This window comes from Methanoculleus sediminis, from assembly GCF_001017125.1.
GTDB lineage: Archaea > Halobacteriota > Methanomicrobia > Methanomicrobiales > Methanoculleaceae > Methanoculleus > Methanoculleus sediminis.
The window spans coordinates 150,464-160,915 of sequence record NZ_JXOJ01000002.1 but is presented as its reverse complement, the minus strand read 5'-3'; the positions used below and the strand labels follow the sequence as shown (position 1 = coordinate 160,915).

Genomic DNA, 10,452 nt, shown 5'->3' with positions numbered 1-10,452 from the left:
GGGCGACTTCCCCGAAGGGGAAGGAGTTTGAGCACCGAGTGTGCGAGGTGTGAAGGGCGACGTTCCGAAGGGTGCGACTGTCTGTAGGGTGCGATGGGCCGAAGGACAGGAGCGTGAGCACCGGTAGGTATAAACAGAGTTTTCGATTTAACCCCGGCCGGCCTGTCTCCGCCGCACTGGAAACGATGCCTTTTTGATGCAGCCCCGACAACCGTTTCTCGATGTACTTCCACGCGCTCATCCCCTTCAAGCCGGTGAACCCCAAGACGCGCCTCTCCTGTATCCTCACCCAGGAGGAGCGGGAAGCGTTCGCCCGGGCGATGCTTGAAGACGTGATCGCCGCCGTGCAGAAGTCCGGGTGCAGCGCCACCCTCCTCTGCACCCATTCCTTCAAACACGAGAACGCTCTCGTCGCCGTCCGGACGGAGCCATTGAACGACGCCATCAACTGGGCGCTCGGCCAGTTCCACTGCCCGGCGCTCATCATCATGGCCGATATCCCCCTGGTGACGGCCGGGGATATCCAGCGGCTGATCCGGACCGAGAAGGACATGTCCATCGTGCCGGGCCGGGGCGGCGGGACGAATATCATATTTCTCAAAAAGCCGCGGTGCTTCCGCGCCGACTACTACGGCGCGAGTTTCCTCGACCACATGCGGATTGCGGAGGAGTGCGGCTTCTCCGTCGAGGTGATCGACTCGTTCCGGATGTCGACCGATATCGACGAGAAGGAGGACCTGGTCGAGATCCTCATCCACGGAAAAGGGAGAAAGAGCAGGGAATACCTGGAGAGCTCAGGATTCTCTATCGTCCTTGACGAGAAGGGACGGGTCGGCGTGCAGCGCGACCCCCATGAAGAGGCACTCTGAAGCGTCGATGGTGTCGACCCCGGCGTAATCGCCGACGGGAAGCCCGACCCCCCGCACCACGGCCGCGGGGACGCACTCGCCCGCCTCTCCCATCACGAGTTCTGCGGCGGACGCGATGCAGTCCGCCACCGCCCGCTTCGTGACCTCGAGCTCGCGGCCGAAGAGATCTTTTTTTCCGCGCTCGTCGATCACCGAGGGGATGCCCGAACACCCGATCGCGACCCCGGAACACCCGAGGCGCATCGCGTGCGTCCGGGAATCGACGACGATGACACCGACGTCCGCACTCGACCGTTCCGCGATCGCGGCACGTATCCGCGCCGCGGACGCGTCCGGATCGAGGGGGAGGAGGACGAGCGAGCCCGCCGGGGCGTTCGAGGCGTCTATCCCGGCGTTCGGGAGAAGCGTCCCGTTCTTCATGCAGAGCAGGAACCCCGGGATACCCCCGACGACCCGGTCGCTCTCCCTGAGCACAACCTCGGCGTGCCGGGGATCCATATGGTATTCGTCGGCGAGCCGGAGGGCCTCCGCCGACGGCTCGACATCGGCGAGCTGCACGACCCGGCCTTCGGCGGTGGCGAGAGCTGACTCCGCCACGACCACGACGTCGCCCGCCTCGAACTTCCGGGCGGCCGAACGTTCGACGGACGCAAGAAGGTGCGCCGCGACGTCGTCGCCGGGGCGGAGCAGGGGGGTCGCAAGACCGTATACCGAGAATGAAGGTGTCGTCATATCTGCCTCATCTTTGCATGGACCTGCAGGAGGTCGGCGGTCTCGGCGACGTCGTGGCTCCGCACGACGGCCGCGCCGGCGTCGACGAGCATCGTCGTGACCGCGAGGGTGCCGGCGAGCCGGTCCTCGGGCTGGCGGCCGAGCAGGTCGCCGATGAACGTCTTCCTCGAGACCGCGGCAAGCACCGGGCGGCCGAACTCCAGGAACGAGGAGAAATTCCGGCAGAGTTCCCAGTCGTCTTCGCTCGTCCGTTCGGGAACCCATCGCCCGACGGCGGGATCGAGGACGTACTCCTCGATCCCGAGAAGCGCGCACCTCTTCACGACCGCTTCGAGGGCATCCCGCGTGGCGGCAAGCCCGGCAGCGTCGCCGGGCTCCCGGAGACTTGCCATCGCGAAGACCGGGAGCCCGGAGTCGGCGACCGCCCGCGCGTAGCGCCCGTCGGCAAGCCCGGAGATGTCGTTCACTGCATGGACGTCGTGGCGGAGGCTGACATCGAGCACCTCCGGGTGCCGGGTGTCCACCGAGAGGGTGATCCCGGTTCCGTCGAGTTCCGAGAGGGCCGCGTCCACCCGCGCCGCCTCTTCGGCTACAGTGATGGGAGAAGAGCCCGGGGCCGTGCTCCGCGCCCCGAGATCGATCATATCGGCGCCCGCCGCCGTCATGGCGAGGGCGCGGTCGTATACCTTTCCGGCCGGGATGTAGGAGCCCCGGTAGAACGACTCGGGGCTGCAGTTGATGACGCCCATCAGGCGGACAGGGGCGTCGCCGCCGATCCGGAGACGGTTTACCGTACAGTGTTGTCGCATGTCCTCAACTTGGCCGCCCTGAACGTGTTCTCCATCAGCGTCGCGATGGTCATGGGGCCGACGCCTCCGGGAACCGGGGTTATCGCCCCCGCCCGGTCTTTTACCGCCTCGAAATCGACGTCGCCGCAGAGTTTGCCCTGCTCGTCCTGGTTGATCCCGACGTCGATGACCGTCGCGCCCTCCTTGACCATCTCCGGTCCGACAAACTTCGCTTTTCCGACCGCGCTGACCAGTATATCGGCTCTCCGCATCTCCTCTTCAAGGTTCTCGGTCTTCGAGTGGCATATGGTGACGGTCGCGTCGGCGTTCAGGAGCAGGACGGCCATGGGCCTCCCCACGTCGATGCTCCGGCCGACGACGACCGCCCGCCTGCCGCGGATCGGGATATTGTATTCATCGAGGATCGTCATGATCCCCTGCGGAGTGCAGGGCGCAAAGACCGGGGTTCCGGCAAGCAGCCTGCCGAGGCTGCAGGGATGGAACCCGTCCACGTCCTTTTCGGGTGCGACCGCGTCGATGACGCGGGTGGTGTCCACCCCGTCCGGGAGCGGCAGCTGGACCAGGATACCGTTGATGTCCGGGTCGTTGTTGAGGCGCACGACCGCCTCGAGCACCCGCTCCGTCGTGGCGTCCGCCGGGAGTTCGATCCCGACCGACCCGATCCCGACGCGCTCGCACGCCCGGTGCTTCATCCGGACGTACATCTGCGAGGCGGGATCTTCGCCCACGATGACGGTCGCGAGGCGCGGGTAGAGCCCGGACTCTTCTATCTCCTCCTTGAGGATCTCGAGCCTCTTCTCCGAGACCGCTTTGCCGTCGAGTATCATGCTACGTCAGGGTAAAGGGGATACTTGCTCGCGAGGGCAATAACCTCTTCTCTCACTTCAGTGATCGCCTTCTTGGAGGTCTTATCCTTCGCGATGTCCTTGACGACCCGGGCGATCCAGTGGGCGATCTGCTTCATCTCCTCCTCTTTCATGCCGCGCGAGGTGACGGCAGGCGTGCCGATCCTAAGACCGCTCGTCACGAAGGGGCTGAGCTGTTCGCGGGGGATGGTGTTCTTGTTCACGGTGATCCCCGCCTCGCCGAGCGCGGTCTCGGCCGCAAGACCCGTGAGGTGCTCGCCGTTCGTGGAGACCCCGGTCAGGTCGAGCAGGATGAGATGGTTGTCGGTGCCGCCGGAGACGAGGTCGAGCCCTTCGCTCGCGAGGACGTCGGCCAGCGTCTTTGCGTTCTTGACGACCTGACCGCAGTAGTCTTTGTACGCGGGGGTCAGGGCTTCCTTGAAGCAGACCGCCTTCGCCGCAATCGTGTGCATCAGCGGGCCGCCCTGCATCCCCGGGAAGATGGATTTGTCGATCGCCTGGGCATCCTCCTTACCGCACATGATGGCGCCGCCGCGGGGGCCGCGCAGGGTCTTGTGCGTCGTCGTCGTCACGATGTCGACGACCCCGACCGGGGAGTTGTGGTGTCCGGTCGCGCAGAGGCCGGCGATATGGGCGATATCGGCCATGCACCTCGCGCCGACGGCATCGGCAACTTCCTGGAAGGCCTTGAAATCGATCTCGCGCGGGTAGGCGCTCGCGCCGCAGACGATCATCTGCGGTTTCACCGTCCGTGCCAGGTCCTCGATTGCCGCGTAATCGAGCGTCTCGGACTCGTGATCGACACCGTAGTGGAAGATGGAGTACCAGCGCCCGGTGATGTTGACCGGCGAGCCGTGGGAGAGGTGGCCGCCCTGGGTGAGGCTCTGGCTCATGATCCTGTCCTTGTAGCCGAGGTAGGCGAAGTAGACCGCCTGGTTCGCCTGGCTCCCCGAGTGGGGCTGGACGTTCGCGTGCTCGGCCCCGAAGAGTTTGCAGAGGCGGTCGCGCGCCAGGTTCTCTACGACATCGTGGAATTCGCAGCCGCCGTAATAGCGCTTGCCGGGGTAGCCCTCGGCATATTTATTGGTCATGATGGAACCCATCGCCTCGAGGACTGCCTTGCTCACGACATTTTCGGAGGCGATCAATTCCAACCCGTTGATCTGACGCAGGCGCTCTTTCTCGATGAGGCCTGCGACTTCGGGATCGAAGTTTGCCAGACTAGACATGCAGAAAAAGGGTTGCCCCGTTGAGGTAATATGCTTTCTTTTATACGGGACTGTTTACGACTGCCCGGGAGGCGTTCTTTGTACGGCCTCTGGAGACGCGGGCGTGCCCCCGGGCGGGAGGTTGGTTGCAGCGCCATCCGCGATGGCTGCCGGAATTTCCCCTACTGCACCCCGGATTAAATGTAATACTTCTTCATTCGGGGAATCTATAGTAATATTATTACGTAATTATTATCAAGGATTAGTTTGAGGGAGATAATGGCGCAGAAAGATGCGAGGATACGATTTCTTGAGCGTGAACTTGCGGAGCGCGAGAAGGAGATGGAGACAATGAGAGAGCGAGAACAGCCGCCGGTATCAGAGGCGGGAGACGAGCGCCTGCGTGACCTCGAGCGGAAAGTGCGGGAGCTTGAGGCCGTGGTGAAAGGCCTGACGGAAGAGATCCTGGACGTCAAGTCCGTGGCGATGAAACTCTCCCGGGACGTGGACGAGCGCCGGAAAGCCCCGGCGCCGGCGCCGGCGCCGGCCGAGGAGAAGAAGGTCGGGGCTACGCTCCAGGCGGAACCGCGCGCCGCGGCCAAACCCCGGCCCGTGCGTGCCGCGGAGCGGACGCGGCCTCCCGCGCGCCAGGTGGAGCAGCGGCAGCCCGCGCCAGCTCCGGACGACGACAGGGATCTCGAGCTTATCATGCAGAACGACGGGACGCTGAAACCGGAGCCGAGGAGATCCTCCGAGTACATCGTCGCCAGCACCGGTTCCCGGGCCGTCCCGGCAAAGGGCCGGGGAAAAGGCGGCAAACCGGCCGAACGCAAGCTCTTCGTCGAGCAGAAGAAACGTCCGATTGATGATGTCATCCAGGCCGAAGAGGACGACACCGTCGACCTCGATCGATAGGTAAAGGGAGCCCCGTCCTTGTACATCACGCAGCTTGAGATCGACAACTTCAAGTCTTTCGCCAGAAAGACAAAAATTCCTTTTTTCGAAGGATTTACCGTCGTATCAGGCCCGAACGGCTCCGGAAAGAGCAATATCATCGACAGCATCCTCTTCGTTCTGGCCCTCTCGGGTGCGCGGGGGCTGCGGGCGGAGAAGCTGACCGATCTCATCAACGTCAATTCCGGGAAGAACACCGCCGAGGTGACGGCCACGTTCTCGGATGGCACGACGATCCGCCGCCGGATCAAGCGGACGCCGACGGGTTACTACAGTTACAACTACCTTAACAACCGTCTCTGCAAACAGGGCGACGTCATCGAGTTCCTCGCAAAGATCGGGATCAAGCCGGAGGGCTACAACGTCGTGATGCAGGGTGACATCACCCGGATCATGGAGATGACCGACGGCGAGCGGCGAAAGATCATCGACGAGATTGCGGGTGTCGCCGAGTTCGACCACAAGCGCGGACAGGCGTTCTCGGAGCTCGAGGTGGTGCGGGAGCGGCTCGAGCGCGAGGAACTCCTCTTGAACGAGCTCGTGGCGCGGCTGGATGCGCTCCAGCACGAGCGCGAGCAGGCAGTGGAGTACCGGCGGTGGCAGGAGGAGCTCGAGCACCTCGGGCAGTGCCGGGGAGCGGCGCTCGTCCGGCAGAAAGAGCAGGAGATCGGCACCCTTCACGATCTCGCGCACGACCAGCAGGCGGCGATCGCACGCACCGAGGGTGAGATCGAGGCCGTCAAAAAAGAGATCGAGGAGGCGCGCGAACGCCAGCATGCCGTCGAAGAGGAGATAAACCACAAAAGCGGTCCCGAGTATCTCGAACTCGTCGGCCGGCTCGAAGAGGCGCGAAGCACGATCAAGCTCGGCGAGAAGACCATCGAGCGGCTGAAGGTCAATCGGGAAGAGAATGCCGAGGCCGTCCAGCGAGTCTTCCTCGACAGCAAACGCGCCGAGGCGAAAGTCGAGGAGTGCGCCGCGCAGATCCGCAACCTCTCGATCGACCGGGCGAATCTTGCCATGGAACTCGCGACGCAACGCGACGAGATGAAGACGGTCGAGGAGCGTATCGCAAGCGAGAGCAAGGAGGTCGAAGGGGTAAAAGACCAGCTCTTCGAGCGGATGCAGGATCTCGAGAGCAAAAAGGAGCTCCGGTCGAAGATTCTCCGCGAGCAGGACATCTTCATCGAGAAGAGCCGGATGCGGACGTCGGAGCGGGAACGTCTGGACGCGCGTATCGCCCAGATCGAGGAGGAACTCACGAACAAGCAGGAGCAGGTCGCGGAGTACTCTTCCTGCATGGCCGACTGCGAGGCACAAAAGCGGCAGATCGAGCGGGATCTCTCCGAGGCGGAGAGCACGCTCTTTGCGCGGCGGTCGGCGCTTGATCGGTTGAAGAAAGAGATCCGGGAGAACGAGCAGACCCTGATGCGCCTGGAGGCGCAGCAGCAGGCGCACGGCGATGCCGGCGGGAAGGCGATGGACGTCGTTCTCGGCATGGAGGGTGTCCACGGCACCGTTGCGCAGCTCGGGCGGGCGCCGCCGGAGTACGCGACCGCGCTCGACGTGGCGGCGATGGGCCGGCTCAGGTGGGCCATCGTCGATACCGACGCGGTTGCGTCCGATGCGATCCGTTACCTGAAGGAGAACCGGCTCGGGCGGGTCACGTTCCTGCCGCTCAACAAGCTCCGGCCATCGATCCTCTCGCCGCTCGAGGCCGATCCGGGCATCGTCGGCTACGCGGTCGATCTCCTGGAGTTCGACCCGGCGTTCGACCGCGCGTTCCGTGTCGTCTTCGGCGCGACGGTGGTGGTGGATACCCTCGAGCGGGCGCGGCGGCTGATGGGCCGCTACAAGATGGTCACCCTGGAGGGTGACTTCGTCGAGAAGAGCGGCGCCATGACCGGCGGTTCACAGGGGAAGAAGGTTCGCGGGTTCGGGGTGGCGGTCGACGACGAGGTCGCGCGGGTCCGCGCGAAGCTCGCCGAACTCGAAGCGGAGGCGGGCGAGATCGAAGCATCCATCGGTCGCTTTGCCGTGGCCGCGGAGGCAAAGCGGGCGGAGCGGAGTTCGATCGACGAGCAGGTTGCGCGCTACCGCATGCTGGTGGACGAGTTCCAGAAGCGGATCGAGGTCCTTTCCGGCGAGAAACGGACGCTCGAAGAGAGCCTGCGCGAGATGCTCGATGCCGCGAAGACCGGCGGCGAGGAACTTGCGCGGCTCGAGGCGGATCTCGAGCGGATAACCGGTGAGATCGCGCAGGTATCGGCGGAGGTCGACGACCTCAAGAAGAAACTCGACGACACCGAGATTCCCGTGCTCACCGAGCGGTACGAGAGCATCCGCAAGATGGTGGAGGATATCGAGCGGCGGCTCCGGAACAAGGACGCCGACATCACCGACGCCAAACGCGAACGGCAGCACTTCGCAAACCGTATCGAGGAACTTGCCGCGGAACGGAGCCGCCTGGAGACGAAGAACCAGGAGATCGACGGTGAGATCACGGCTACAGAGGAGCAGATCGGGGATCAGCGCCGCCTGATCGTGCAACTCGAGGCACGCCAGAAGGAGTTCTCCGACGAACTTGCGGGCCTGCACGAGAGGCGCGACCGGATCCTCGAGGAGATCCGGGTGCTCGACCAGCGGGCTCTCGAACTCTCGGGTGCGATGGAGCGCATCCGGATGCAGATCAGCGCCCTTGAGGAGCGGGAACGGTCGCTCCTCGCGGAACTCGCGGTGCTCCGGGAGCAGGCCGGCGACGTGGAGACGGATCTCGATATCGGCGCCATCGACACCGGGATCGCGGAGGCCGAGCGGGCGTTAAAGAAGATCGGCGCGGTGAACATGCTCGCGATCGAGGAGTGCGACCGGGTCGCTGCCCGTGTCGAGGAGCGGACGGAGAAGAAAGAGGTGCTCTCGCGGGAGCGGATGCTGCTGCTCGAGCGGATCGAGAAGTACGAGAAGATGAAGTACGACGCCTTCATGACCGCTTTCACCGCGATCGACGAGAACTTCCGCGACATCTTCGCGCGCCTGACCGACGGGAGCGGGAGGCTCGTCCTCGACAACGAAGAGGATCCTTTCTCCGGCGGCATGACGTTCGCGGTTCAGCCGCGCGACAAGAAGGTTCACCTCCTCTCTTCGCTCTCCGGGGGCGAGAAGTCGCTCACCACGCTCGCGTTCATCTTCTCCATCCAGCAGTTCATGCCCGCGCCGTTCTACGCGCTCGACGAAGTGGATATGTTCCTCGACGGGAACAACGTCGGCCGCATCGCCGCCATGATGAGCGAGCTCTCGGGGAACGCGCAGTCGATCATCGTCTCGTTACGAAAGCCGATGATCGAGCGCGCCGATCGCATCGTGGGCGTGACGATCCGCCCGGACAAGAGCACCTACGTGACCGGTGTGCAGAACAATGGATGAGGAGCCTGTCGAGATCCTGGTCGGCATGGCCGAGCGGGGAGAGGTCGATCCCTGGAACATCGATATCGTGGACGTGACCGACCGGTTCCTTGCCGAACTCGATCGGAGGAAGGAGCTCGACCTGCGCGTCTCGGGACGGACGCTCTTTTATGCCGCGTGCCTGCTGCGCCTGAAGTCGGATTATCTCGATGGCTGGGGTGACGAAGAGGACGAAGATTCGTTTGCCGACGATGAGGACGAGTCGTTTGAGGATCTCGGGTTCGACTTCGAGTCGGCCGGAGAGGTCGAGCCGATGGGGCGCCTGGAGCGGGAGATCCAGCGTCGGCTGGGACGAAAGAATCTGCGGAAACGCCCGCCGGTCACGCTCTACGAACTCATCAAGCAGCTCAAAACGGCGGAGAAGGAGCAGCGTCGCAGGCAGCGAAAACGGGTCCCCGTGCCCAGGGAACCGGACCTCAACCTCAGCGCCGGGGACGTGGTGGCGGTGGCGCACGATGAAGGATACCAGGGTGCGGTCGCGGTCGTCATGAAGGAATTCCGGCGCGCCGCCCAGAACGGTGATATCCTGACGCTCGGCGACCTGTCCGACGCCATGGGACGGAGTCGCCGCGAGGTCTACATCCCGCTCCTCTTCCTGATGCTCGAGGGGGAACTCGCGCTCTGGCAGGACGAGTTTTTCGGCGAGATCTATGTCGGGGAGCAGATCCCCGAGAATGATCCCGAAGAGGTCGGCGAGGATGGATAATCCTCGACTAAATGGGGCCGATTGTTTTGTTCCCGTGAAAATTCTGCGTGATTTGCGATCGGTGGCGCTGCGCGCATGGAATTTTGCCTGCGCTCCGGACATCCGATGAAGTCTTTTTGCGATAAAACCGGGTAATTTCACAACGCAATTCCGCTTTTTTGAACCGGTCCGGGGTAAATGTTTAAATACCTCCGGCATCAACATGTAATAGTCAAGTTGGGAGCAAATTCCGCGTGAATTCTGCACGATGCGTGCAGAATGTCCGGAGATCTCAACGTTTATGGGGGTCAAAGCCGTGTGCTTGGATCCGACGAAGCAGGGAAATGTTTATATGGCATTGGTGGCAACATAGTAAGGCTGTGTTGTCAGGACGTCGGATCGTGCAGCCCTTCAGGGGTGGTCTGATTCCGTGTCCCCTCAACCGCTGTGAGGGCCCGAGCATCCGTTCGGGTCTGATGCAGGGTGACAATGTTTATATGCCTGGAGATTCAACGTATATTCTCACAAGGCGCCCTTAAACGTCCGCGATGCGGATGGCTCGGGGCGATCGGGTCGGGAATATGCGTTTGGTTTCCGGCTCGAAACCTGGGCGGGAACAAATGTTTATATGTGATAAATCACAAACATAAGTTCCTGCACAGGTGAAATATCGGGGAACCCGGAACGTGTAATTCCGGGCGAATCCCTTGATTGGGCCGGAGATTCTTTCGGAATCTCCGGGACGGATCCTGGGCCAGGATGAAAACGTTTATATGTGTTGAAGCACAAACGTTAATTCCTGCGCAGGTGAAGTTCTCGACCCGTCTCGGGTCAAGTTTCCCTGTATTCAAGAGGGTATGAAGATTC

At 63.0% G+C, this 10,452-nt stretch carries 8 protein-coding genes; 4 read left to right on the top strand and 4 right to left on the bottom strand.

Translation table 11 applies throughout. From position 1 onward, the window contains the following. The first annotated feature begins 221 nt into the window (after nucleotides 1-221). Nucleotides 222-869, top strand: coding sequence for a 2-phospho-L-lactate guanylyltransferase (cofC, locus tag SZ63_RS03600; RefSeq protein WP_048181338.1), 648 nt, complete (start codon nucleotides 222-224; stop codon nucleotides 867-869). Here cofC and cofE read toward each other — a convergent pair. From cofE to glyA, 4 genes are read right to left on the bottom strand one after another with little or no spacing between them, the layout of a single operon-like run. Next, entirely contained in the window at nucleotides 795-1,601 is an 807-nt protein-coding gene (gene cofE / locus SZ63_RS03595) for a coenzyme F420-0:L-glutamate ligase (protein WP_048181332.1), read from the bottom strand. The two genes, cofC and cofE, sit on opposite strands and share 75 nt — an antisense overlap. Next, nucleotides 1,598-2,410 (bottom strand): dihydropteroate synthase, encoded by an 813-nt coding sequence (gene folP / locus SZ63_RS03590; protein WP_048181328.1) that lies wholly within the window; start codon nucleotides 2,408-2,410, stop codon nucleotides 1,598-1,600. Before folP ends, cofE begins: the two co-directional genes overlap by 4 nt. Beyond that, complete coding sequence (gene folD / locus SZ63_RS03585) at nucleotides 2,389-3,237, bottom strand: bifunctional methylenetetrahydrofolate dehydrogenase/methenyltetrahydrofolate cyclohydrolase FolD (RefSeq protein WP_048181323.1); 849 nt, start codon at nucleotides 3,235-3,237, stop codon at nucleotides 2,389-2,391. The genes folP and folD overlap by 22 nt, the downstream gene beginning before the upstream one ends. Next, entirely contained in the window at nucleotides 3,234-4,505 is a 1,272-nt protein-coding gene (gene glyA, locus SZ63_RS03580) for a serine hydroxymethyltransferase (protein WP_048181318.1), read from the bottom strand. Before glyA ends, folD begins: the two co-directional genes overlap by 4 nt. Before the next feature lie 258 nt (nucleotides 4,506-4,763). On the opposite strand from glyA, the gene SZ63_RS03575 reads away from it, so the two are divergent. The 3 genes from SZ63_RS03575 to SZ63_RS03565 are packed head-to-tail and all read left to right on the top strand — an operon-like array spanning nucleotide 4,764 to nucleotide 9,606. Then, complete coding sequence (locus tag SZ63_RS03575; RefSeq protein ID WP_048181315.1) at nucleotides 4,764-5,399, top strand: DUF7518 family protein; 636 nt, start codon at nucleotides 4,764-4,766, stop codon at nucleotides 5,397-5,399. A gap of 18 nt (nucleotides 5,400-5,417) precedes the next feature. Beyond that, nucleotides 5,418-8,861 carry a chromosome segregation protein SMC gene (smc, locus tag SZ63_RS03570; protein ID WP_048181313.1) on the top strand — a complete coding sequence of 1,148 codons (3,444 nt, stop codon included), beginning with the start codon at nucleotides 5,418-5,420 and terminating at the stop codon, nucleotides 8,859-8,861. After that, on the top strand, nucleotides 8,854-9,606 hold the full coding sequence (locus SZ63_RS03565) for a segregation/condensation protein A (protein WP_048181310.1): 753 nt from the start codon (nucleotides 8,854-8,856) through the stop codon (nucleotides 9,604-9,606). The genes smc and SZ63_RS03565 overlap by 8 nt, the downstream gene beginning before the upstream one ends. Nucleotides 9,607-10,452 lie beyond the last annotated feature (846 nt).